At 65.3% G+C, this 23,816-nt stretch carries 21 protein-coding genes, 1 tRNA gene and 1 pseudogene; 6 read left to right on the top strand and 17 right to left on the bottom strand.

Features of this window, described 5'->3' with window-relative positions; genetic code table 11:
* The coding region (locus Q0D45_RS09985) for a protein kinase (protein ID WP_293392046.1) at positions 1-568 on the bottom strand (568 nt) is incomplete at its 3' end.
* 215 nt (positions 569-783) lie between these two features.
* Between Q0D45_RS09985 and Q0D45_RS09980 the strand changes: the two genes are divergently transcribed.
* Positions 784-1,266, top strand: a complete 483-nt coding sequence (locus Q0D45_RS09980; protein WP_366946409.1) for a peroxiredoxin — start codon at positions 784-786, stop codon at positions 1,264-1,266.
* Between the two features lie 21 nt (positions 1,267-1,287).
* Here the strand turns inward: Q0D45_RS09980 and Q0D45_RS09975 are convergent, their stop codons facing one another.
* From Q0D45_RS09975 to surE, 4 genes are read right to left on the bottom strand one after another with little or no spacing between them, the layout of a single operon-like run.
* A complete protein-coding gene (locus tag Q0D45_RS09975; protein ID WP_293392041.1) occupies positions 1,288-2,022 on the bottom strand; it encodes a peptidoglycan DD-metalloendopeptidase family protein in 735 nt (244 codons plus the stop codon).
* Complete coding sequence (locus Q0D45_RS09970; protein WP_293392038.1) at positions 2,019-2,615, bottom strand: DedA family protein; 597 nt, start codon at positions 2,613-2,615, stop codon at positions 2,019-2,021. Before Q0D45_RS09970 ends, Q0D45_RS09975 begins: the two co-directional genes overlap by 4 nt.
* 7 nt (positions 2,616-2,622) lie before the next feature.
* A complete protein-coding gene (locus tag Q0D45_RS09965; RefSeq protein WP_293392035.1) occupies positions 2,623-3,309 on the bottom strand; it encodes a protein-L-isoaspartate(D-aspartate) O-methyltransferase in 687 nt (228 codons plus the stop codon).
* Positions 3,309-4,055, bottom strand: a complete 747-nt coding sequence (surE, locus tag Q0D45_RS09960) for a 5'/3'-nucleotidase SurE (RefSeq protein WP_293392032.1) — start codon at positions 4,053-4,055, stop codon at positions 3,309-3,311. Before surE ends, Q0D45_RS09965 begins: the two co-directional genes overlap by 1 nt.
* A gap of 59 nt (positions 4,056-4,114) precedes the next feature.
* Here surE and Q0D45_RS09955 point away from each other — a divergent pair, with 59 nt between their 5' ends.
* Both Q0D45_RS09955 and Q0D45_RS09950 read left to right on the top strand, forming a co-directional pair.
* Positions 4,115-4,684 (top strand): Smr/MutS family protein, encoded by a 570-nt coding sequence (locus Q0D45_RS09955; RefSeq protein WP_293392029.1) that lies wholly within the window; start codon positions 4,115-4,117, stop codon positions 4,682-4,684.
* A gap of 4 nt (positions 4,685-4,688) precedes the next feature.
* The gene (locus Q0D45_RS09950) at positions 4,689-7,088 is read left to right on the top strand and encodes a tetratricopeptide repeat-containing protein (RefSeq protein WP_293392026.1); all 2,400 of its coding nucleotides are present in this window, start codon (positions 4,689-4,691) and stop codon (positions 7,086-7,088) included.
* A gap of 44 nt (positions 7,089-7,132) precedes the next feature.
* Here the strand turns inward: Q0D45_RS09950 and mutL are convergent, their stop codons facing one another.
* The 4 genes from mutL to Q0D45_RS09930 form a co-directional block, all read right to left on the bottom strand.
* On the bottom strand, positions 7,133-8,950 hold the full coding sequence (gene mutL / locus Q0D45_RS09945) for a DNA mismatch repair endonuclease MutL (protein WP_366946408.1): 1,818 nt from the start codon (positions 8,948-8,950) through the stop codon (positions 7,133-7,135).
* A 79-nt stretch (positions 8,951-9,029) separates the two neighbouring features.
* Complete coding sequence (locus tag Q0D45_RS09940; protein ID WP_293392020.1) at positions 9,030-10,391, bottom strand: N-acetylmuramoyl-L-alanine amidase; 1,362 nt, start codon at positions 10,389-10,391, stop codon at positions 9,030-9,032.
* Positions 10,392-10,506: 115 nt separating this feature from the next.
* Positions 10,507-10,989 carry a tRNA (adenosine(37)-N6)-threonylcarbamoyltransferase complex ATPase subunit type 1 TsaE gene (gene tsaE / locus Q0D45_RS09935; RefSeq protein WP_293392018.1) on the bottom strand — a complete coding sequence of 161 codons (483 nt, stop codon included), beginning with the start codon at positions 10,987-10,989 and terminating at the stop codon, positions 10,507-10,509.
* Positions 10,986-12,482, bottom strand: coding sequence for an NAD(P)H-hydrate dehydratase (locus Q0D45_RS09930; protein ID WP_293392016.1), 1,497 nt, complete (start codon positions 12,480-12,482; stop codon positions 10,986-10,988). The genes tsaE and Q0D45_RS09930 overlap by 4 nt, the downstream gene beginning before the upstream one ends.
* Positions 12,483-12,495: 13 nt before the next feature.
* Between Q0D45_RS09930 and queG the strand changes: the two genes are divergently transcribed.
* Complete coding sequence (gene queG, locus Q0D45_RS09925) at positions 12,496-13,626, top strand: tRNA epoxyqueuosine(34) reductase QueG (RefSeq protein ID WP_293392014.1); 1,131 nt, start codon at positions 12,496-12,498, stop codon at positions 13,624-13,626.
* A 64-nt stretch (positions 13,627-13,690) separates the two neighbouring features.
* Here queG and Q0D45_RS09920 read toward each other — a convergent pair.
* The 6 genes and pseudogenes from Q0D45_RS09920 to panB all read right to left on the bottom strand — a co-directional run.
* Positions 13,691-14,491: pseudogene (locus Q0D45_RS09920) on the bottom strand (PA2778 family cysteine peptidase); the annotation flags it as partial.
* A 34-nt stretch (positions 14,492-14,525) separates the two neighbouring features.
* On the bottom strand, positions 14,526-16,160 hold the full coding sequence (gene pgi / locus Q0D45_RS09915; RefSeq protein WP_293392012.1) for a glucose-6-phosphate isomerase: 1,635 nt from the start codon (positions 16,158-16,160) through the stop codon (positions 14,526-14,528).
* Positions 16,161-16,266: 106 nt separating this feature from the next.
* Positions 16,267-16,647 carry an aspartate 1-decarboxylase gene (panD, locus tag Q0D45_RS09910; RefSeq protein WP_022977124.1) on the bottom strand — a complete coding sequence of 127 codons (381 nt, stop codon included), beginning with the start codon at positions 16,645-16,647 and terminating at the stop codon, positions 16,267-16,269.
* Between the two features lie 267 nt (positions 16,648-16,914).
* Entirely contained in the window at positions 16,915-17,763 is an 849-nt protein-coding gene (gene panC, locus Q0D45_RS09905) for a pantoate--beta-alanine ligase (RefSeq protein ID WP_293392006.1), read from the bottom strand.
* A gap of 23 nt (positions 17,764-17,786) precedes the next feature.
* Complete coding sequence (locus Q0D45_RS09900) at positions 17,787-19,316, bottom strand: glycosyltransferase family 39 protein (protein WP_293392003.1); 1,530 nt, start codon at positions 19,314-19,316, stop codon at positions 17,787-17,789.
* Positions 19,317-19,343: 27 nt separating this feature from the next.
* Positions 19,344-20,174 carry a 3-methyl-2-oxobutanoate hydroxymethyltransferase gene (gene panB / locus Q0D45_RS09895; RefSeq protein ID WP_293392000.1) on the bottom strand — a complete coding sequence of 277 codons (831 nt, stop codon included), beginning with the start codon at positions 20,172-20,174 and terminating at the stop codon, positions 19,344-19,346.
* A 177-nt stretch (positions 20,175-20,351) separates the two neighbouring features.
* Here panB and Q0D45_RS09890 point away from each other — a divergent pair, with 177 nt between their 5' ends.
* Positions 20,352-21,518, top strand: coding sequence for a transglutaminase domain-containing protein (locus Q0D45_RS09890; protein WP_293391998.1), 1,167 nt, complete (start codon positions 20,352-20,354; stop codon positions 21,516-21,518).
* A gap of 16 nt (positions 21,519-21,534) precedes the next feature.
* Here Q0D45_RS09890 and folK read toward each other — a convergent pair whose 3' ends face one another.
* Positions 21,535-22,014: a 2-amino-4-hydroxy-6-hydroxymethyldihydropteridine diphosphokinase gene (folK, locus tag Q0D45_RS09885; protein WP_293391996.1), complete on the bottom strand. Its 480-nt coding sequence runs from the start codon at positions 22,012-22,014 to the stop codon at positions 21,535-21,537.
* An 18-nt stretch (positions 22,015-22,032) separates the two neighbouring features.
* Entirely contained in the window at positions 22,033-23,352 is a 1,320-nt protein-coding gene (gene pcnB / locus Q0D45_RS09880) for a polynucleotide adenylyltransferase PcnB (protein ID WP_293392048.1), read from the bottom strand.
* Between the two features lie 205 nt (positions 23,353-23,557).
* Here pcnB and Q0D45_RS09875 point away from each other — a divergent pair.
* Positions 23,558-23,633: transfer RNA gene (locus Q0D45_RS09875), tRNA-Glu, on the top strand.
* Positions 23,634-23,816 lie beyond the last annotated feature (183 nt).

The following is a 23,816-nucleotide window of genomic DNA, read 5'->3' as shown; positions in this document are numbered from 1 at the left end:
TCAGGCGCAGCATTTCGGTGATCGACGGAGCTAGTCCGTGGGTTCCGGTACGCGTGTAATCGGTGATCGGCTGGCCTTCGACGTACTCCATCACCAGATAGGGGCGGCCGTCGGGTGCTGCGCCAGCATCGAGCGCGCGGGCGATGTTCGGATGGGTGAGCTGGGCGAGGATGCGACGTTCGAGCAGGAAGCGGCGGATCACCTGATAGGTATCCAGGCCGCGTTTCAGCAGCTTGATCGCCACCCGCAGCTCGAAAGCCTGATCCGCCCGCCGGGCCTGATAGACCTCACCCATGCCACCCTGCCCGACCAAGCGCTCGATTTCCCAGGGTCCCAGCAGCGTGCCCGCCTGCAGGGGCTCGGGATGCGATTCGGTTTCGCCGGTCACCGCCGAGCGATCAAGCACGACGACGGTGTCGCCGACATTGCGCAGCTGCCGCTCCAGATCCAGACGCAGGGCGACATCGCCGACGCAAACACGGTCGAGAAACTCGCCGCGCCGATCCCAGGGCAGCAGCGAGGCCTCGTCGAACAAGGCTTGCAGGCGGATGGCGCGGTCGTCTGTCATCGAGGGGGCTGGATCGAGCCGGTTGCGTCGCATGCAGTGTCACGACTCCGTGCCGTGTTGACAATCGTGCATTGAATCCACACAAGCTCCCCGCGAGTAAGCTAGAAAGTCAACAACCCTTGCGGAGGCACCCGATGTCCTTGAACCCTGTCGTTTCCCGGCAGCGCCTGAAATTTCTTGCTGCGGCCGTCGCACTAGGCTGCGTGGTGCCGGCGATGGCTGCGCTGAAGGTTGGCAGCAAGGCGCCGGACTTCACCACCCAGGCAACGCTGGCCGGCAAGCCGTTCCAGTTCGCGCTGGCCGACGCGCTGAAGAAGGGCCCGGTGGTGCTGTACTTCTATCCGGCGGCGTTCACCAAGGGCTGCACGGTGGAAGCGCATCTGTTCGCCGAGGCGACCGAGGAATTCAATGCGCTGGGCGCGACGGTGATCGGCGTCTCGAAGGACGATATCGACACGCTGAACAAGTTTTCTATCAGCGAATGCCGCAACAAGTTCGCGGTGGCGGCCGATCCGGAGCTGAAGATCTCGAAGTCCTACGACGCGAAGATTCCACTGGTCGGCTACTCGGATCGCACCTCGTTCGTGATCCTGCCGGACTCCACCGTGTCCTACGCCTATTCGGCACTGAGCCCGGACAAGCACGTCGCCAACACGCTGGCGGCAGTCAAGGAGTGGAAGGCGAAGCAGCCGCAGTAAATCGAGCGCGCTGCTGCCGGTTCAACGAGCGGGCAGCAGCCGTCTGGGATCCAGCGGCCGGCCGCGGTCGCGAATCTCGAAGTGCAGCAGCGGTTTCTGCGCCGGGCCTTCGCCGAGTTCGGCGATCGGCTGGCCGGGACCCACCTCCTCGCCTTCGTTGACCAGACGCTTGCGGTTGTAGCCGTAGGCCGACAGGTACTGCTCGTCATGCTTGATGATCACCAGTTCGCCATAGCCTTTCAGCGCTGCGCCGCTGTAGACAACGCGGCCGCCACGGCTGGCGACGACGATCTGGCCCAGTTCGCCAGCGATATCGAGACCCTTGTTGCCGCCGGCATCGAAGCCGCGTGCCACCGTGCCGCGCGTCGGCCATTCCCAAGTGCCGGCGCCATCGAGCATCGGCAGCACGGGCTGCACTGATTGCGTTGGCGTGACTCGCTGCGGCGCCTGGGTCACCACGTCAGCAGCAACGGCTGCGCCTGGCGGGGTCAAGCGCAGGCGTTGACCGATATTGATCCGGTAGTCGCTGCCGATGCCGTTCCACTCGGCGAGCTGGCGATAGTCGAGGTTGTTGCGGAAAGCGATCGAATACAGCGTGTCACCCTTGGTGACGACATAGACCTCGCCGAAAGTCGGTGTCGAGCGCGGCGACTGCTTGACCGAAGCGCGCGACACCTTGGCGCGCGGCGTCTCGAAAGCGCAGCCAGCCGTCAGCAACATCAGCGCGGCCAGCGCCAATGTCGCCGCCCGTTTCACGCGCGCTTGCGGAACAGGAACCACAGCAGACCGCCGGCGAGCAACGCCAGCGCGGCGTAGGCCAGTTCGTGCGTGTAATGGACGATGACCTGCACCGCCGCTTCGCCGAAGAAATAGCCGGCCGCCACCAGCACGCCGCACCACAGCGTGGCTCCGGCAAAGGTGATCGCCGCAAACGGCAGATAGCGCATGCCGAACACGCCCGGCGGCAGCGAGATCAGATGCCGCACCACCGGGATGAAGCGGCCGATGAAGGTTGCCAGCCGCGCATTGCCGAGAAACATCGCCTCGGCTTCGTGGTACTTCGCTTCATTGATCAACAGGTAGCGGCCATAGCGCAGCAGGAAGGCGCGGCCGACATGGCGGCCGAGCAGATAGTTGGCCGTGGCGCCGAACACCGAACCGCTGCCGCCGGCGAGAGTCGCCAGGAACGGATTGAGCGCGCCGCCCTTGGCAAGATAGCCGGCCGGAATCATCACCAGCTCGGACGGCACCGGGAACAGGCTCGATTCCAGCGCCATCAGGCAGAAAATTTCCAGATAGCCCAGTTCGGCCATCACGCTCGTAACCCACTGCTTGAACAGATCGATCATCGCGGGCTCAAGCTCGGCCTTCGAGTAGCGGCACGAAGCTGACCGTGGCCAGATCGGTAGCGATGTAGCGGCTGCCGATGCGATCGACTGCGCGCAGCATCTGGTTGTTCGGTGGCCCGACCGGAATCACCAGCCGCCCGCCAGCCGCCAGTTGATCGAGCAGCGCCTTCGGCACTTCGGTGGCCGCCGCAGTGACGATGATGGCGTCATACGGCCCGTGCGCATCCCAGCCCAGGGTGCCATCGGCATAGCCGAAATGGATGTTGCGATAGCCGAGCCCGCCGAGCCGCTTGCGGGCCAGTTCGGACAACAGCTTCAGCCGCTCCACCGAATAGACGCGTTCGATCAGTTCGGCGAGCACGGCCGTCTGGTAACCGCTGCCAGTGCCGATTTCCAGCACCCGCTTGCGCGGCCCGGCCGGTGCACCGGCCACGGCCGCGATCAGCGCCTGCGACATCAGGCCGACCACCACCGGCTGCGACAAGGTCTGGGCCAGGCCGATCGGCAGCGGCTTGTTGCGATAAGCCTCGCCGCGCCAGGCTTCCTCGACGAACTCGTGGCGCGGAATCTTCTGCATCGCAGCCAGCACGCGCTCGTCGCTGACGCCGTTCTTGCGCAGTTCGCTGACCATCCGCGCGCGGCTGGTCGGCGAGGTCAGCCCGAGGCCGCGGCTATGCGGATGACTGCCGGTCATCACAGTTTCTGGGCCCAGCGGCTCAGCGGCTCAAGCACGTTGTGGCGCGTCAGATCGACGACCAGCGGCGTGATCGACACGTAGCCGTTCTCGACCGCGTGGAAATCGGTACCCGGTCCGCAGTCGGCGCCGGCACCGGCGGGGGCAACCCAGTAGATCGGCCGGCCACGGGGATCGAGCGTCTGCTCGAAGCGCTCGGCCTTGTGGCGATGTCCCAGCCGCGTCACCTCAAAGCCTTTCAGCGCGTCCCAGGGCAGATCCGGCACATTGACATTGAGGATGGTGTTGCCGGGAAACGGCTCTTCACGCAGCCGCTCGACGATGCGCAGGGTCGCCCGCGCCGCAGTGTCGTAATGCTTGGGGTTGTAGGCCGCGCAGGACACGGCCACCGCCGCAATGCCCAGATGCCGGCCTTCCATCGCCGCGGCAACGGTGCCCGAGTACAAGGTGTCGTCGCCCAGATTCGGGCCGTTGTTGATGCCCGACACGACCATGTCCGGCGTCTGTTCCAGCAGGCTCGCCAGCGCGATGTGCACGCAATCGGTCGGCGTGCCGTCGACGCAGACGGTGCCATCGGCATGCCGCTGCACGCGCAGCGGATGGAGGATGGTCAGCGAATTGGACGCCGCACTGCGGTTGCGATCCGGCGCGACGATATCGACGTGGTGCACGGACCTCAGCTGCTCGGCCAACACCAGCAATCCGGGGGCCGTGCAGCCGTCATCGTTGGACAGAAGAATCCGCATGGTCGTAAGCAATCGAGGGAGTCTTAGTTTACCGACCGCCGGGCTATGATGCCGACGCCATGAAGATTCCGGATTTCGATGCTGTGGACGACGACGACGCCTTCCGCTCCGCGATGTCCGGCGTCCAGCCGCGTCCGGCTTCGGACCGCGTGCCGCCGCCCCGAAAACTTCCCCCGCCACGACCGATCCAGGCCGAGGCCGACGAGCGCGCGGTGATGGACGAACTGCTCGACTACGGCATGTTCGAGCCGGAGCTGATGGAGAGCGGCGATACCCTGAGCTATCGCGGCAATGGCCTGCAGGACAGCGTCTGGCGGCGACTGCGGCGCGGCGGTTACCGGATCCGCGCCGAGCTCGATCTGCATGGCCTGAACCGTAGCGTCGCCCGCGAGGAAGTGTCGCTGTTCCTTGCCGAATGCCAGAGCAAGGACGTGCGCTGCGTGCGGATCATCCACGGCAAGGGCAATCGCTCGCCGAACACCGGCCCGGTGATCAAGACCCTGCTCGACGGCTGGCTGCGCCGCCGCAATGACGTGATCGCCTTCTGCTCGGCGCGGCCACATGACGGCGGCACCGGCGCGGTCTACGTGCTGATGCGTGCGGCTCCGTCGAGTGGTCCAGGCGGTTAAGCAGATGACACCGCGCACCCTGAGCCTGGCGAATTGGCTGGCAGAACTGCCGAGCCGCGAACAAGGGCATCTGCTGATCGGCGCCACGGGGCATCTGTCGCTGTCCGCAGACGAACACGCCGCTGCACGACAACGCCTGACCGAGGAAGCGCTGCCCAGCCTGATGGCGCGCTGCCAGCCGATCCGCGTCACCCTGCTGACCGGCCTTGCCCCCGGCGCTGACCTGCTGTTCAAGCAGGCCGCGTCGGACTGGCTGAGCCAGGCCGGTGTGCCGTTCGAGACCGTCGCGGCACTGCCGGTGCCGCTCGATGTACTGGTCGAAGACTGGATGCGTCGCCTCGACGACGAGCCCGAAGTGCTGGCCCGCGACAGCATCATCGACGTCCGCGAAGCGCTGCAGGAGCAGCTGGAACGCTGCTCGGTGATCGTCGATCTGCTGCCGGATCCCGATGCCGCGCGACGGCTGCCCGATCCGATTTTCCGCCAACAGCAGTACCGCCGCCTCGCCGCCTGTCTGGCCGAGCAATCCGATGTGCTGGTCGCGATCCAGCGGCCCGGCCACGCACCGCTGCCCGGCGGCACCACCGAAGTCATCGAATGGCGCCAGCATCCGTCGCGGATTCCGCTGCCCTGGTCGACCTTGCGCTACCGCCGCCCGGCCGACAGCGGACGGGCGCTGCTGGTCATCGATCCGACGCCAGGCGAAGGGCTGGCCGAAGATCCTCTGACCGCCGCGCTGGCGCTCTGCCATCGCGCTTTCAAGGCCGGCAACTACCTGCTCTGCCACGACTTGGCCCGGCAAGCGCAGGGCGAGGGTCTGCATGATCGCCAGCTCGACTACATCGCCCTGCTGTCGCTCGCCAATGCCGGCAGCACCCAGCTGGCGATGCGCCGTTATCGCGAGCTGGCGATCGTCGATGAGCCGGATCTGGAGGAATGGCTGGCGCTCGGTGGCCGGCTGTACAAGGACCTGGCGCTCGCTTCACGCGGTGATCGTGCGCGGGAACTGTTCGAGCGCGCCGGCCGCGTCTATCAAGTTGCTTTCGATCGCACCGGCGGCTTCTTTCCCGGCATCAACGCCGCCTCGATGCTGATGCTCGGCGGCTGTCGCGAAGAAGCCGTGGCGCTGGCCACCAAGGTGCTAGAACACCTGCGCAACCCGCCGGATTCCGAGACCTCGGCGTACTACCAGCGCGTCACCGAAGCCGAAGCTGCGCTGCTGCTCGGCGACATGGCGCGTGCCCAGTCAGCACTGACCAGCGCCGATGCCTTGCTGCGCGGCAACGTCAACGTCCGCAGCCGCACCGTGACCCAGCTGCAACTGCTCTGCCGCCACCTCGGCTGCAGCGACAGCCTGACCCATCTGCTCAGCCTGGCGCCGGTCTACTACGTGCCGAGACCGCTGCCGCCGAACCTGTCGGCGGATGCCTTTCCATCGGCCGCCTCGGTGGTCTACGGCGGCCTGTCGAATCCCGACGATCTGGCCATCGCCGAACAGTTCCTGCAGCGCGGCATCCGCGTTCATCTGGTCTTGCCGAGCACCCGCTCGCAGCTGATCGAACGCTGGCAGCGCAACCACGGCAGCGTCATCAGTGCCCGCCTGATCCGCTGCTTGGAAGACGCAGCCGAATGTTCCGTGGCGCAGGGCTTTCTGGAGGATGAGACCGACTGGTGCGCGGCCTACGTATCGGCCACTGCCTGCGGCCTGTCCCGGCTAGCCGCACAGCGGCTCGGTTGCCGCTGGCGCGTGCTCGGCGATGACGGCAGTGAAGACTGCGGTGATGCCGTCGGCGCCGCCTGGGTGCGCCAACTCGATCAACCCGGCCAAGCCTCGACCGCCCCGGACGGCAGCCCGGTGCTGCGCCGTTTCGTCGGCACCTTGTTCGCCGACTTCGCCGGCTACAGCCGCCTCGCCGAGCACGAACTGACGGCGTTCCAGTCGCTGATGATCAAAGGCATTGCCGATGTGCTGCGGCCGCATGCCGCGCACATCCTGCTGCAGCACACCTGGGGCGACGCCGTGCATATCGTCACCGACGATGCCGCGACCGTCGCCACCGTGGCTGCCGACATCCACGCGATCGTCGATCGCGTTCGCCCGACGCTCGGCGGCATGCTCGGCAAGCTCGAACTGCGGCTATCAGCCCATTACGCGCCGGTGCACGAAGGGCTGGACGCCGTCGAAGGCACGACCACCTACTTCGGCTCCCAGCTGTCGTTCGCGGCGCGCGTCGAGCCGGTCACCCCGCCCGGCATGATCTTCGTCACCGAAGCCTTCGCCGCCCGCCTCGCGCTGGAAGCGCCGGAACGCTTCGCCACCGAATACGCCGGCGAAATCGAACTGGCCAAGCGCTATGGCAAGTACCGCCTGTACTCGCTGCGCCGCGGTGATCTGATCATTTGAGCCAAGAATTGGGGTCAGATACAGATTAATTTCGGACGTCGCGCTTAACGGCCGCGCAGGAACAAGCGGTCTAGCGCGTCGGCATCGATCTGCACCCAGGTCGGTCGGCCGTGATTGCACTGGCCGGCATTCGGTGTCTGCTCCATGTCGCGCAGCAGCGCGTCCATCTCCGGCACCGTCAGCCGTCGATTGGCCTTGATCGCCGCGCGACAGGCGATGTCGGCCAGGATGCGGTGCTGGGCGTCTAGCGCCTCGTTGAAGTGCTCGGCACTTTCGGCATCGTCGGCGCCGCCGCAGAGCGTACGCAGCAGTGCGGCGAGATCGGCCTTGATCAGCAGCGCCGGCACCGCTCGCACGGTGATCGATTCCGGGCCGGCGCGATCGAGGATCAGGCCGAAGCGGCGCAGCGCTTCGAACTGCGCTTCGAGCTGATCGGCCTCCGCGCCGCCGATCCTGATGACCTCCGGCAGCAGCAGCCGCTGCGAGGCGATGCCATCCGCCGCCAGTTGCAGCTTGAGGCGCTCGTAGAGCACCCGCTCATGCGCGGCATGGGCATCGACCAGCACCAGGCCATGGCGGTTTTCGGCGAGCACGAAGACACCTCGGATCTGCGCGATCGCCCGACCCAGCGGCGCGTCTTCCGTCGTGTTCGAAGCGGCGGGCGTTTCCGATTCGGCAAAGCCGGCGCGATACAGCGGCCAGGCCGATCCGGACGTGCCCGAGGCTTCGCGCACCGGCCAGGGTGGCGTCGACACATTGCGGCCATAGCTCAGCGGCACCGTGCTCTGAACAGGATCCGGCGCGCTGAACGCCGGTGCCTCGAACTCGACTCGATGGTGCTGGCCTGGCTCGGGCCGGATGCGACGCAGCAACTGGTGCACGGCGCCGAACAGGAAATCGTGGACCACCGAAGCATCGCGGAAGCGCACTTCGGTCTTCTGCGGATGAACGTTGACATCGACCCGCGCCGGATCAAGTTCCAGGAACAGCACGAAGGCCGGATGACGCTGCGAATGCATGACGTCGTGATAGGCACGGCGCAGCGCGTGGGCAAGCAGCTTGTCGCGCACATTGCGGCCGTTGACGTACAGGAACTGAAGATCGGCCTGGGCACGGCCGAAGCTCGGCAGCGCTACCCAGCCCCAGAGCCGGAGGCCGAGCCGCTGCTCGTCGATGGTCACCGCATTGGCCAGGAACTCGTCACCACAGACGGCGGCGACGCGCGACGCGCGTGCGCTGTCACCCTCGGCCTGCGCCAGTTCGAAGCTGCGCCGGCCGTTGTGGCTGAGGCGCAGGCGCAGATCGAAACGGGTCAACGCCAAGCGCCGCAGGGCCTGATCGACATGGCGGAACTCGGTGCCTTCCGCCTTCATGAACTTGCGCCGCGCTGGTGTGTTGAAGAACAGGTCGCGCACTTCGATGGTGGTACCCGGCGGATGCGCCGCCGGCTGCGGACTACCGTCATCGAGCAGACCACTGCCGGCGACTTTCCAGCCGTGCTGGTCGATCTCGCGGCGCGAGGTCAGCGCCAGCCGCGACACCGACAGGATGCTCGGCAGTGCTTCACCGCGAAAGCCGAAGCTGGCAACTCGTTCGAGATCGTCGAGCAGGCTGATCTTGCTGGTCGCGTGGCGAGTCAGCGCCAGTGCCAGCTCCTCGCGGGCGATACCGCCGCCATCGTCGCGAACCCGGATCAGGTTCAGACCACCCGCTTCAAGATCGACCTCGATCACCGTCGCGCCCGCATCAAGACTGTTCTCGACCAGTTCCTTGACCACGGTCGCCGGCCGCTCGACCACTTCGCCCGCGGCAATCTGATTGATGAGCTGCTCGGGAAGTACCTGGATCGTCACGACTGCCAGCCTGTAAGGAAGGCGGCAAGCTTAAAGAAAACGGCCTCGCGAGGAGGCCGTTTATGTGCAGGGCAGAGACTGGAAGCAGCTAGCGCTTCAGGCGCACCTGCACTGCTTTCGCCTTGCCTTGAGCCGGAGCCGAGGACGGTGGCGGTTCGTTGGCCGCAACCTGCTGCGGCCGGTAGCGCGCGAAATAGCTGCGCACGCCTTCGAAGATCGACTGCGCCATCTTGTCCTGGTAATCAGCGTCGCCGAGCAGCTTCTCTTCGCGTGGATTGCTGATGAACGCGGTTTCGACCAGCACCGACGGGATGTCCGGCGATTTCAGCACCATGAAACCGGCCTGCTGAACTTCAGATTTCTGCAAACGGTTGATGCGGCCCATCGAACTCAGCATGCGGCCGCCGAGATCGAAGCTGGCTTCCATGGTCGCGCCCTGCGAGATGTCGATCAGCACGGCAGCGACGTTGTCGTCCTGCTTCTGCAAGGCGACGCCGCCGACCAGATCCGCGGCGTTTTCGTGGTTGGCGATCCAGCGCGCCTGTTCACTCGACGCGCCGCGCTCGGAAAGGACATACACCGCTGAACCCTGCATGCCGCGATCTTCGGTGGCATTGGCATGTACCGACACGAACAGATCGGCATCGGCCTGACGCGCCCTGACCGTGCGGGTCCGCAATTCGATGAAAGTGTCGCTGTCGCGCGTCAGTACCGCGCGCATGCCGGGCTGGTCATCGATCTTCTTCTTCAGCTTGCGGGCGATCGCCAGAGTCACGTCCTTCTCGCGCAGACCGCCAAGGCCGATCGCACCCGGATCTGTACCGCCGTGGCCAGCATCGACGGCGATGACGATTTCCTTTTCCGACACCCGGAAGCGGCCATTTGCGCGGGGCGCTGCGAGCGGCAAGGTTTCCGCCGACGAGGCCGCGACCGTCTGCACCTGGATCGGCGCAACGGCAGGGGCTGGCGGCTGCACGACCGGCGTCGGGTTCAAAGCGGGCGCCGGTGCCGTGGCGACGATGCCGAGTGCCGGGCTGACTACGGGTGCCGGCAGCACACGCGCTGTGCCGGGCGTCTTCGGAATCAGATCGACAATCAGCCGATAGCCGTAGCCGCCGTCTGGCTGCAGACCGAAGGAATGCGGCTGAACTTTCTCGCTGACATCGAGCACGACACGCAGACCCTTGTCGCGCGGGCCGGTGCGCAAGGCCTTGATCAGGCCGGCGCCAGCGCTGCTCGACGGCAGGGCTGAGCCGCGACGGGCATCGCTGAAATCGATGACCACACGGTCAGGATTGGCGAGCGTGAAAACCTTCGGCTTGGTTTCGGCGTCGAGATCGAAGACCACGCGCGTCGAGTCCGGACCGTCGAGCAGACGCAACTCGCGCAGCTCGGTCGCGGCAGCAGCCTGCGCCGTCAGCAAAAACAAAAATCCGGTCAATGCGCGCATGAAGCCCCATCGGGGTCGATCAAAGCCAGAAGATACGGCCTGGCGGCCGTGACTTCAACCGATTTCGAAGAATTTTCGTATCGAAATCAGTGCTTAGTACCAACTATCTCATGCTCTATGGCAAGTTCGGCACGATTTCCGGCCAGCGCGCGGCGATCAACGGCCATTCAGCGGTCGTTTCAAGCTCGGCCAAGCGCCCTTCGCCATCGGCCGAGAGCCGAACGACCAGACTCGCCGATGGCAGAAAACCAGTGCCGCATTCCGGCCATTCGACCAGCCACCAGCAGCCTGATGGCGGGTAATCGTCGAGGCCCAGGCCTTCGAGTTCGTCCGGATGTTTCAGGCGATACAGGTCCATGTGCAGCAGGTCCTGATCGCCGATCCGGTACGGCTCGATCAAGGTGTAGGTCGGGCTGCGAATGCTGCCGCTGACGCCCAGTGAGCGCAGAAAGCCGCGCGCCAAGGTGGTCTTGCCGGCACCGAGCGTGCCCTGCAGGTAGATCACCCCACCCGGCCGCGATGCCGTCTCGGCGGCAAGGCGTGCGCCGAGTGCTTCGGTCGCGGCATCGTCAGCCAGCTCGATCGTCAGGCGGCTCATGGATTCACCTGCGCACGCAGCGCATCGACGACATCAGAAGCAATCAGCCCGCGCTCACCGCCTGCGATCGCCACGGCATCCCCGGCTCTGGCATGCACCGTCACCGCCGCCGCGGCCGCAATGCCCAGCGGCAAGCCCTGAGCGAGAAATGCAGCGCTGATACCGGTCAGTACATCGCCCATGCCACCGACGCCCATGCCCGGATTGCCGTAGGGACAGAGCCGCAGAACCTCGCCATCGGCGACCAGACTGCCAGCACCTTTGAGCACCACCGCACCGCCGTAACGCGCCTGCAGCGCTTGTATGGCAGCGATTCGATCCTGCTGAACGGTCACGGTACTGCAGCCGAGCAGCCGGCCGGCTTCGCCCGGATGGGGCGTCAGCAGCCAGTCATCGCGCCGGAGAGATGGCGACTGCTGCGCGAGCAGATTCAAAGCGTCGGCATCGACCACCATCGGCAGCGCCGCTGCCATCGCCGTGTCGAACATCGTCCGGCTCCAGTCGTCGGTGCCCAGCCCGGGGCCGATCGCGACGACATCAGCGCGGGTAATCAGCATTGCCAGTTCGGCGGCTGATTCGACGCCACGCACCATCAGATCCGGCTGCGCAGCCGCGAGCAGCGGCGCATGCACAGCGCGGGTCGCGATGGTCACCAGTCCGGCACCAGCCCGCAGCGCTGCACGACCGGCAAGTAGGATCGCGCCGAGCATGCCGTGATCACCGCCGATCAGCAGCACGTGGCCGTGATCGCCCTTGTGGCCGGTGGGGCTACGGCGCGGCAGCCAGCGGCGCAGGTCCGAGGCGTCGATGCGCTGGGCGATCGGGGTCAGGCCGACATGAACGCGTTCCGGCACATCCAGTGTCGCCAACTCCACGGCGCCGGCGAATGCCGGGCCTTGGCCGGTCAGCAGGCCGATCTTCTGCGCGATGAAGGTCACGGTCAGATCAGCGTTGATCACTGCGCCCGGCACCTGTCCGGTATCGGCAATCAGACCGGAAGGAATGTCGAGTGCCAGCACCGCGACACCGTTCACATGCGCGGCATTGGCAGCTGTAATGGCGTCGGCGGTCTCGCCTTCCGGCGCTCGGCTCAGGCCGATGCCATACAGCGCATCGACGATCAGATCAGCCGTCAGCAGCGCTTCGGCAGACGTGGCCGACCAGCGCTCGACGGAGCCAATCGCCAGCCAGGCTGCGCGCGCGGTCAGGGCATCGCCGCGACGCGGCAAGTCTTCGCATTCGAACACCCGCACCGTGCAGCCATCAGCCAGCGCAAGACACGCCAGTTCGTAGCCATCACCGCCGTTGTTGCCGGGGCCACAGAGCACGGTGACCGTCCTGACTTGCGGCCAGCGCGCCTGAGCGGCCCGCCATGCGGCCTGTGCGGCGCGCTGCATCAAGCTGTAACCAGGGATGCCGCAGTCCTCGATTGCGCGCCGATCCAGTTCGCGCACCTGGGCTGCGGAATACAATCGCGCCGCAATGTTTTCCATGCCGCCAGTATAAGTGCCCGCCCCTCCTGAACCCCTCGCCACACCTCGCGATTGGGCGAGGGAGATCCGTGATCGGGCCCGTGCGCTGGGCTTCGCCGATGCTGGCATTGCCAGTCTGGCGCTCGACGACGATCACGCCCATCTGCGCCGCTGGCTCGATGAAGGTCTGCACGGCGGCATGAGCTGGATGGCCGAGCATGCGGCGCTGCGCGCAGACCCCGCGCAGCTGCATCCGGGCACCATCACGGTGATCAGCGTGCGGCTCGACTACCGGCCTTCGGCCGAGGATGCCGACGCGGTACTCGCCGATCCGGAAGCCGCCTACATCTCGCGCTATGCGCTGGGACGCGATTACCACAAGCTGATGCGCAAGCGGCTCAAGGCGCTCGCCGAACAGTTGACGCTAGCGATCGCGCCGCATGGCTATCGAGTGTTTGCCGACAGCGCCCCGGTGCTCGAAAAAGCGCTGGCCCGCAATGCCGGGCTGGGCTGGATCGGCAAGCACACCCTGGTGCTCAACCGCGAAGCCGGCTCCTGGTTCTTTCTCGGCGAGATCTATACCGATCTGCCGATCGACGCCGTGCCCGCGGAACCGGTCACACCGCGTTGTGGCAGCTGCACGGCCTGCATCGACATCTGCCCGACCCAGGCGATCATCGGCCCGTACCGGCTCGATGCGCGGCGCTGCATTTCCTATCTGACCATCGAGCACCACGGCGACATTCCCGAGGAACTGCGGCCAGCGATCGGCAACCGCATCTTCGGCTGCGACGACTGCCAGCTCGCCTGTCCGTGGAACCGCTACGCGAAGCTCGACGCGACGCCAGATTTCGCGCCCCGCCACGGCCTCGATACCGCGCGGCTGATCGAGCTGTTTGCCTGGACTGAAGCCGAATACCTGAGCCGTACCGAAGGCATGGCCTTGCGCCGTGCCGGCCATTTGCGCTGGCTGCGCAACATTGCGGTGGCGATCGGCAACGCGCTGGCCGATGCCAAGCTCAGCGAAGCTGCGGCTACCGCCCTCGTCGCCGCACTCGATTCGCGTTCGGCGTTTCCGGATTCAACGGTGCAATCTCATATTCGATGGGCGCTGCAGCGTCGTCCGGCGGCGGACAGTAGATCGACGGCCCTTCATAGCGGCTGATCTTCTGCCGCGTTCCCTCGTACGCCAGCTTCAGCGCGGCATCGGTCTCGCCTTTCAAGGCTTCGTCGAGCTGCTGCTCGGCAAGATCGACGCAGTGACGCTCGAGCAGCACCAGCGCTAGGTTGTTGCGCACCACCGGGTTGAACGCCTTCAGGCGCAGCGATTCGAGATAAGCCTCCTGCGCGCCAGCCCAGTCCTTCAGCGCATAGCGGGCATTGCCGAGCGCAACCCAGGGCACGACCTGATCCGGCCAGCGTTCGATCGCGCCATAGGCGTTCTTCTCGGCCAGCTTCGGGTAGTTGGCCAAGGTCGCCGCTTCGCCGACGGCGATCCAGGAAGCCTGGGTGGCGCTGGCCGGCACGCGGCTACCGTCGCTGATCACCATCGCCCAGTTGTCGCCGCCCTTCCAGTAGCTGAGGAAATCGCCCAGCGGCTGGTAGACGCGGCCTTCCTTGCCCGAGCGCAGGATCACTTGATTGCTCACAGGCTCGACGCCGATGACGACGGCATAACGCCAGTCCGGCACTTTCTGCAGCACCATCACCGGCCGGCCGGCGCGAACTTCGGCGAACACGGCATCAAGGGTCGGCGGCAGCACGAAGGCCAGCCGGTCCAGCTGATAGGCGATGCCGGTGAACTCGCTGCGCAGGTTGGCCGGCGGCGTCCTGTTGCCAAGCAAAGGCGCGACCTGGACCGGGCCGGTCGAGGTCAGGCCGTCGGTGTAGAACATCGTCGCCAGCGCAGCGGCCGCAGCGGCGCGATCCTCGTTCGGGAAGAACGCGGTCTTGCTCAGCTCGATGCGCTCCTCGCCGGAGCCGTGATCCTGCACACGCTGAACCACGGCCGGCGTGCAGCCGCCGAGCATCGCTGCGACGACGAACACCAGCGAAAGACGCAGTTCAGCGGCCATCGATGCGCTCCAGCAGGCGGCGGGTCGAGGGATCAAGCCCATCGTCATCTGTCGCGCGACCCGATTGCGCTGCGACCACCTGATGCGCCAGCTGCTTGCCGAGTTCCACGCCCCATTGATCGAATGCATTGATGTTCCAGAGCACGCCGAGCACGAAAGTGCGGTGTTCGTACAGCGCACAGAGTGCGCCAAGATGGAACGCATCGAGCCTCGGCAGCAACAGCGTATTGCTCGGCCGGTTGCCGCTGAACACACGATGCGGGATCGCCTCATCCAGCGCGGTACCGCTCAAGCCCTGCGCTTCAAGCTCGGCACGCACCTGGGCGGCATTCTTGCCACGCATCAGTGCCGCGCTCTGCGCCAGACAGTTGGCGATCAACAGCGGCTGCTGCTCTGGCAAGGCATTGGTGGCCGCCACCGGCAGGATGAAATCCACCGGATTCAGCGCTGGCCCCTGATGCAGCATCTGGAAGAACGCGTGCTGGGCATTGCTGCCGACATCACCCCACAGCACCGGCGTCGTCGCGTAGTCGACCTTCCGTCCATCACGGTCGATACCCTTGCCGTTCGATTCCATTTCCAGCTGCTGCAGCCAGCCGACGAAATGACTCAGGCGCTGCGCATAAGGCGCGACGACCTGGCTCACGGCACCGAGAAAATTGCTATTCCAGACCGCGATCAAGGCCATCAACACGGGCAGATTCGTAGCCAGCGGTGCGTGGCGGAAATGCTCGTCCATCGCGTGGGCGCCGGCCAGCAGTTCGCGGAAACGCTCAGGCCCCAGGGCCACGATGTTGGCGAGGCTGACCGCCGACCACAACGAGTAGCGGCCGCCGACCCAGTCCCAGAATTCGAAGACGTTTTCCGGATCGATGCCGAAGGCTTCGGTCGCCGGCCGCGCCGTCGATACGCCGACGAAGTGCCGGGAGACGGCGGCGTCGCCAAGCGCGGCGGTCAACCAGCGCCGGGCAGCACCCGCATTGGCCATCGTTTCCTCGGTGGTGAAGGTTTTCGAGGTAACGACGAACAAGGTGCGGGCCGGATCCAGCTTCGCCAGCACGTCCGACAACTGCGCACCGTCGACGTTGGCGACGAAGTGCGCGCGCGGCCTGGTGTCGGTTTCGGTCAGCGCTTCCCAGACCATGCGTGGCCCGAAATCCGAACCGCCGATGCCGATGTTGACGACATCACTGATGCGCTCGCCGGTCGCACCGCGCCAGGCGCAGCTGCGCAGCGCATCGGCGAACGCGAACATGCGGTCGAGGACCTCATGCACCAGTGGCATCACCGGCTCGCCCGCCATCTGCAGGCCAGCATCGCGCGGGGCGCGCAGGGCGATGTGGCCGACGGCACGATGTTCGGTGAAGTTGATCGCCTCGCCGGCGTGCATCCGGGCAATCCATTGCGACACCTGCTGCTGCTCGGCGAGCGCCAGCAGTGCCGAGATGCCGTCATCACCGAGGCGTTGCTTTGAGTAATCGAGGTACAGCCCGCAAGCTTCCGCCGAATAACGCTGAGCGCGTGCGGGATCGTTCTGAAAACGCTGGATCAGCGTCGTCGCCGCATCGGCGGCAGCCAGGCTAGTCAGTGCGCGCCAGGCGGCGCTTTCCGTCAATGCAGACATCGGGATCGAAACGGGTCCGGACGAAAAAGAGGCCCAAGCTTACTAAAGCTTGGGCCTCTTAAAGTCTGCTTCAGCGCCGGATTCACTGGCGCGAGCAGCAACTGCTTCAGGCAGCCTGCACCGGAATAGTGTTCGCGGTACGGGTGACGCGGTTGGCTTCGTCGCAATAGACCAGCTTCGGCTTGTGCAGCTTGGCGACGTTGGCTTCGACTTCCGCATAGGCGCAGATGATCACGCGATCACCCACCCGTGCCTTGTGCGCAGCCGCGCCATTGACCGAGATGATGCCGCTGCCGTTCTCGGCGCGGATCGCATAGGTCGTGAAGCGTTCGCCATTGCCGACGTTGTAGATCTGGATCTGCTCGTACTCGTGGATGCCGGCGAGATCGAGCAAACGTCCGTCGATCGCACAGGAGCCTTCGTAGTCGAGTTCAGCGTGGGTAACACGCGCACGGTGCAATTTGCACTTGAGCATCGTCAGTTGCATGAGCTTCTTTCCTGGATGGTTGTTTGATGCGGGTGGCCCAAAAAGACATGCACCCGGAATCAAGATGTTCAACGACCGAGGGCGGCCCACAAAGACATACGCCCGTTGATGCAGGAGTCATCACTGCACCAAGTCGCGAAAGTGTAACGAGGTTCACGCTTGCCGCCAACCTTCCGGCCTAAGGAAATAACGCGACCCCGGAAACCACCCGACAAACGGGATTACCGCCACCACGAACGCCTTCGCTGATGCTTCAAATTGGTGCGACTAGCACCGTTCAAGCCGCAGATTGTCGATCAGTCGCGTCGTGCCGAGTACGGCGGCGATCAGCACGACGAAGTCCTTGTCGCCTGCCGCGGGCTGCGCCAGCGTCGGCGTCCGCACTTCGAGGTACTGCGGTCGGAAACCTGCCGCTTCGAGCTGTTGCATCTGCTCCGCAGCAATCGCTGCGTAGTCATCACGACCAGCCCTGAGATCAGCGGCCACAGCCTGCAGGGCGGCATGAACCTGCGGCGCTTGCTCGCGCTCGACCGAGGTCAGGTACTGGTTGCGCGAGGACAGCGCCAGGCCATCCGCTGCGCGTTCGGTCGGATAGCCGACCACGTCCACCGGCATCCGCAGGTCAGCGACCATCCGCTTGACGATCTGCAACTGCTGCCAGTCCTTTTCGCCGAACACCGCGACATCCGGCTGCACGCTGTTGAACAGGATCGCCACCACCGTCGCCACGCCCGTGAAGAAGCCGGGCCGGAACGCGCCTTCAAGCTCGGCCGACAGCGGCGAGACGGTGATCGTCGTCGCCGGCGGAAAACCGTTGACATAGACCTCCTCGACGGGCGGTGCGTAAACCAGATCGACACCCTGCGCTTCGAGCTGGCGGAGATCTTCCGGCAGGGTGCGCGGATAACGGCCGAAATCTTCGTTGGGGCCGAACTGCAGCGGATTGACGAACACGGTGACGACCACACGATCACCCAGACTGCGAGCATGACGGACCAGCGCCAGATGTCCCGCATGCAGATTGCCCATCGTCGGCACCAGGGCGATACGTTCGCCGCGGGCGCGCCATTGCGAAATCCGGGCGCGAAGTTCGGACGCGAGGTGCACGGTGTTCATCGGTGAATTCGTGGTGATGAGGATCAGGGCGACGCTGGCGTGGCGTCGGCAACACGGTAACCGTTCAACCGGCCGATCGCCGCCCAGCGTTCAGCGCTGAACAGTTCGCCACGGGTGACCAGCCGCACATCGTCATACAGCGGCCGCAGCGCCGGATCGACGATGCGGTTTTCGCCGCTGCGTAGAGAGGCGAGATAACCGTCTGGAAAGGCGCGCTTGAAATGGCCGATGCGCCAAGGGCGCAGGCAGGGCAAGCGCGCGAGGAAGGCGTCGGACAGCGCATGGTGATCGACGAGCTGCACCGTTGGTCCCGCCGCATAGCCCATGAAACCGATCACGCCGGCTTCGAAGATGCGCTCCGGCGGACGTTGCCTCATCGACTTGCCGAGCTCGCCCCAGGGATGGTTGTACGGCACCGGACGATCGCGGCTGTGGGTCGATAGTGCCGTCGACGCTGCGTAGTACTGGCGCTCGTTGGCCACACCCGAAGCGCGAATCAGCGGGTCCGGCCCTTCGATGCCGATCAGCCGGCTTACGGCCAGTACAACGATCAAAGCCACACTGCCCAGCATCGCCTTGTCGTTGAAAGGCTGCGTACCGTCATCACGCCCGGCTGTCAGCAGGATCGCCGCGATGAAAGCCGGCACGCTGAGAAAACGCCCCTGCATGAAGTCGCCGCCGGCCGACACCACGTAGGCCAGATACAGCAGCAGGCCGATCCCCAGCGGCCGTCGTGCGCCGCCGCTGAACGCGGTGCCGATACCGAGCAGCACCAGCATCAAGGTGCCGGGATCGTGGGTTGCGAGATCGACGAGATACAGGAGACCCTGCAAGCGGTACTCGGCGGCCGGAATGCCGGTGCTCAGCTTCGCGTAATAGGTGTTTGGAAACGGCACGCCGTAATAGATCAGCGAAAACGTTTCCCAGGCCAGCAGCGGCAGCAAGGCCAGCGAGGCCAGACCCAGGTTGCGCCAGGAACGTTGCTGCCACAGCAGCCAGGCCAGCGCCGGCAACACCAGCAGCACCAGATCGAGCCGGTTCAGGGTCAGCAGGCAGCCGACCAGAAACAAGAGGAAAAGGGGCTTCGGCTGTTCGGCTGGCGCAAGCCATAGCCAGCAGAACGTTGCAGCGAGCAGAAACGACAGCGGATTCTCGAGGCCCGAGGTCGTGTAATCGAGCACCGCCTGCGAACACAGCAGCAAGGCAACGAACGCAATCGCCTGCGGCAAACGTGCGGTCAGCCGCCACAGCACCAAGGCCACGGCCAGCGCCGAACAGAGGATCGAGACGACCAGCACGCTCAGGTACATCTCGCCGCTGATGGCATGCACGCCAGCGAGCAGGAACAGCCACAGCGGATGCGTATAAGCCTGCACCCGCTCGACCGGATTCCAGGTCAGCCCGTAACCATGGGTAAAGTTCCAGACAGTGCGCAGGCTGATATAGGCATCGTCGGCCATCCAGCCGAAACGGATGACCACCAGCAGAAACAGCAACCACAGGCCAAGCTTGAAACGCCAGGCATCCAGCTTCGGCAGATCAGCTGCGAACACGGGCACCACCGGGGATTTCGAAGAACCTCAGAAGCAGTGCTCAGGCGCCGGATAGGCGCCGCTCTTGACCGCCTGCACATACGCGCGAATCGCCCCTTCGATATCCGCCCCGCCCTGCATGAAGTTCTGCACGAAGCGCGGCGTGCGACCGAGCGTGACCATCGGCGAAATGTTCAGGATGTCGTGCAGCACCAGGATCTGGCCCGATACGTCGGGGCCGGCACCGATGCCGATCACCGGCACTTGAGAAGCGTCGGTGATCTGCTTGCCAAGCTTGGACGGCACGCATTCGAGCAGCAGCATGTCCGCACCCGCTTCTTCGAGAATGCGCGCGTCGTGGAGCATGGCCTCGGCGGCAGCATTGTCGCGACCCTGCACCTTGAAGGCGCCCATCTTGTGGATCAACTGCGGCTGCAGGCCGAGATGCGCGCAGACCGGCACGCCCCGCACCGACAGGTATTCGACGATGTCGGCCTGCTCGCGGCCGCCTTCGAGCTTGACCATCTTCGCCCCGCCCTCTTGCATCAGCCGCTGAGACGCATCGAGCGCGCGCTCGCGGGTGGCGAAGCTCAGGAACGGCAGATCGGCGACCAGGAACGCCCGCTTCAGATGCGGCGCCACGGTGCGCGAGTGATAGGCGATGTCGGCAACGGTCACCGCTGTGGTCGAGTTTTGGCCGTGGATGACCATGCCCAGCGAATCGCCGATCAGGATCACGTCGACACCGGCACGGTCCTCGATCAGCGCGAAGCTGGCGTCGTAGCAGGTCAGGCAGGCAATCCGTTCACCGGCGGCGCGCATGCGGCGCAACTCGGAGATGTGGACTTGCGCGCTGGGTGCGGCGGGTTTAGCGGTCATTGAGCGGGCTTCCAGCCAATCGGCGCGGCGGCGAAATATATCACGCGATTTTCGCCGGCTTTCTTGGTCTGTAGCGATGAAATCGCCACGACGAAAAACGCTGGAAAGCCGTCTCCACCGGAGTACCCTGAACTGGGGCAATCGGCGAACGCAGTGTCGCCGGCGGGAGGAGATCGAATGAATATCGGGCGGATTCAAGCTGCGATCCTGCTGGTGGCTGCTGCGGCAACGCTGGCTGGTTGTGCCAACCTCCCCGAGCAACCGTCGATCTCGACTGAAGATGTCGCCTGGGCTCTCGCCGGGGCTGATCGGGTACCGATTGCGGCCGATTCGCCGGCGATCGAAGATCTGCCCTCGCTGCTCGCAGTCAGCGACGAGATGCGCCGCTTCGCGCAGGACGCCACCCGCAGAGCATCCAGCATCGGCGACAAGACTCGCGCGCTCGCCGCCGCACTGCACGCCGAGAAAGGCCGCCATCTGCGCTACGACGCCGAAGCCAGCTTGAGCGCCGAACAGGCCTTCCTGCAAAGACGCGCCAACTGCCTGAGCTACACCTTGCTGTTCGTCGCATTGGCTCGCGAAGTGGGAATTCCGGCGAAGTTCAACGAAGTCGATATTCCACCGATCTGGGAGCTGGGCGACGACCAGACCCTGCTGCTCTACCGGCACATCAATGTGCGGGTCGATCTGTCATCGCCGCAGTATCAGATCGTCGATGTCAGTGGTGAGGACTACAGCCCCCGCTACGATCAGCGGATCGTCAGCGACCAGACCGCCCTGGCACAGTTCTACAACAACCGCGCCGTCGAACTGCGTTTGCAGCAGCGTCGCGACCAAGCCTTGCGCTACCAGCTGCGTTCGCTCGAACTGCTGCCCGACGCCGGCTATCTCTGGGCCAACCTGTCCAGCCTCTATCTGCTGGACGGTCAGCTGCGTGCCGCGAGCATCGCGATCACCCAAGCGCTGCTGCTGGAGCCGCGCAGCGTGTCCAGCTACAACACCGCGGCCGACATCCATGCGCAGCTCGGCAACTCACGGCTTGCCGCCTACTTTCACGAGCGTGCGCAGGCTTATCTGGAGCAGAACCCGTACTACCATTTCCAGCTCGCGCTGACCGCGCTGAAGGAACGGGACGAGCAGCGCGCCTACCGCGAGACGCGCCAGGCCATCCTGCTCAATCAGACTGACCCGCGCTTCTTCTTTCTGGCAGCGGAACTGCTGCGGCGCTTCGGCGATACCGAGCACTCCGGCGAGATCCTGCAGATCGCGCTGCAGCTGGCGCCGGATCCCGGCCTGCAGGCGCGCTATCGCAGCAAGTTTGGAAAGCTCGGCGCGCACGGCTGAACGATCACCTGAACAGTCAGCTCCAAGGCCGCAGTCCTGCCTGGCCAATCGCCGCAGCAAGTTCGGCGACGATCCCGAGGCCGGGAATGTCCAGGGTCGGCGCGAAATCAGCGAGCGGCACCAGCACCCAGTTGCGTTCCTGCAGATGCGGATGCGGCAAGCGCAGACGTGGCGTCGACAGGCTTAAGCCCTCGATATGCAGCAGGTCGATATCGAGCAGCCGCGCGGCCCAGCGAATGCCATCCCGAATGCGGCCGGCATCGACCTCGATCGCCTGCACGGCGTCGAGCAGCGCCAGTGGTTCGAGCGCGGTGTCGATCATGCAGGCGGCATTGCAGTAGTCGGGCTGACCCGCCGGCCCGACGGGATCGCTGCGATACAGCGGCGAGCGCGCGACCAGAGTCGTGTGCGGCAGCGCCGCGATCAGCGCCAGCGCCCGCTCGACCTGCACGGCCGGCGTGCCGAGATTGGCGCCGAGGCCAAGATAGACACGCATCGGCTACTCGCCTGGAGCCTAGCCCTTGCGACGATTGCGGCCACCGCGACGGCGGCGCTTCTTTGCTGCGCCCTCGCCAGCCGGATCGCCAGCGGCGTCGGTTTCGGCACTGTCGTCCGAGCCTTCGCCGTCGATCGGAGCCGGCAAGCTCACGCCGATCTGCGCCTTGGTCCACCAGTCGGCCAGCGCCGCACATCCGGGCTCACCGGCCTGGGCGCGGAGCAGCAGGAAATCGTAGGCGGCACGGAAACGCGGATGGGTCAGCAGACGCTTGGCGCGGCCCGGGCGGAGATCTTCGAAGCGCGGCTGCACCGCCCAGATTTCGCGCATCGGCAGCGAGAAACGCTTCGGAATCGCGATGCGATGCTGTTGCTTGGCCAGCACTTCGTCGGCCGCCTGGGTCTGCGCGGTTTGCGGATCATGGCCGCGCTCGACTTCGAGTTCATAGGTGCGGTCCGCATACTGCGGCCACAGCAGCGCGGCATACAGGAAGGCCGGCGTCACCGGCAGGTCGCGCTTGATGCGGTCGGCGGTGTTGGCGAGCGCGATGCGCAGCAGTTCGAGATCGCGCTTGGCGGCACTGATCGCCCGCTCGGTGCCTGGGAACAATTCCGCGAACAGGCCGTGCTTGCGCAAGCCATCGAAGTTCGCCAACGCGTCCTTGTTCAGGAATAGCTTGAGGATTTCGTCGAACAGGCGGGCCGGCGGAATCTCGCGTAGCAGCGAAGCCAGACGATTGAGCGGCTCGGCGGATTCCGGATCGATACCGAAGCCCAGCTTGTTGGCGATGCGCACCGCGCGAAGCATGCGTACCGGATCTTCGCGATAGCGCAGTTCGGGATCGCCGATCAGGCGCAGGCGTCGGGCGTTGAGGTCTTCGATGCCGCCGCAGAAATCGACGATCGAGAAATCGCGGATGTCGTAGTACAGCGCGTTGACGGTGAAATCGCGCCGAAACGCGTCTTCCTCCAGCGTGCCGTAGACGTTGTCGGACAGGATGCGGCCGGTCTCGTCACGCTCGTGGCTATCGGTGATCGGCCCCCTGAAGGTCGTCACTTCAAGGATTTCCTCGCCAGCTCGGACGTGGGCGATCATGAAGCGGCGGCCGATCAGCCGACAGCTGCGGAACACCCGCTTGATCTGGTCCGGGTGCGCACTGGTCGCGATATCGAAGTCCTTCGGCTCGATGCCCGCCAGCAGGTCGCGAACGCCACCGCCGACCATATAGGCCTCGTAGCCGGCGTCCTTCAAGCCGTAGAGCACCTTGAGGGCGCCTTGGGAAATATTGGCGCGCGAAATCGGGTGCTGCTCGCGCGGGGTACGGTTCGGCTCGGTGATGGCTGATCTCTAGCTTGTTCGAATGGCCCTGGCTCTGCGTCTCTTCGACCTTGGAAATCACGGGCGGGGACGGGCGGGTGCGCGAAGTTTACGCGAGGACGCGGCAAGCCCGCATATCCGCTGACTTTCTGATGATCACGACGGCGTTAAACGCGAGGCTGGCTGTATCGCGGCACTACCCCTATAATCCGCCCGCGCTGACCACGCTCCTATCGTCTAGAGGCCTAGGACGGAGCCCTCTCACGGCTTTAACCCCGGTTCGAATCCGGGTAGGAGCGCCACTTGTAACCTGCGAGCCAGTTCATCGGCCCGTTCCGAAACGCCGCCGATGCGGCGTTTTTGTTTTGAACGGACCGATATCACGCCAGCCCTTACTGTCGCAGCCGCTCACCCGCTGGAGAGCACGATGGATTCGTCACCGACTTTGCGCGAAGCACCGCATCACCGCAGCTGGCCGGTGATCG

The sequence above is a fragment of the Nevskia sp. genome, assembly GCF_023266035.1.
GTDB lineage: Bacteria > Pseudomonadota > Gammaproteobacteria > Nevskiales > Nevskiaceae > Nevskia.
Note: the sequence above shows the minus strand (reverse complement) of the source record. Positions and strands in the feature narration are given on the sequence as shown.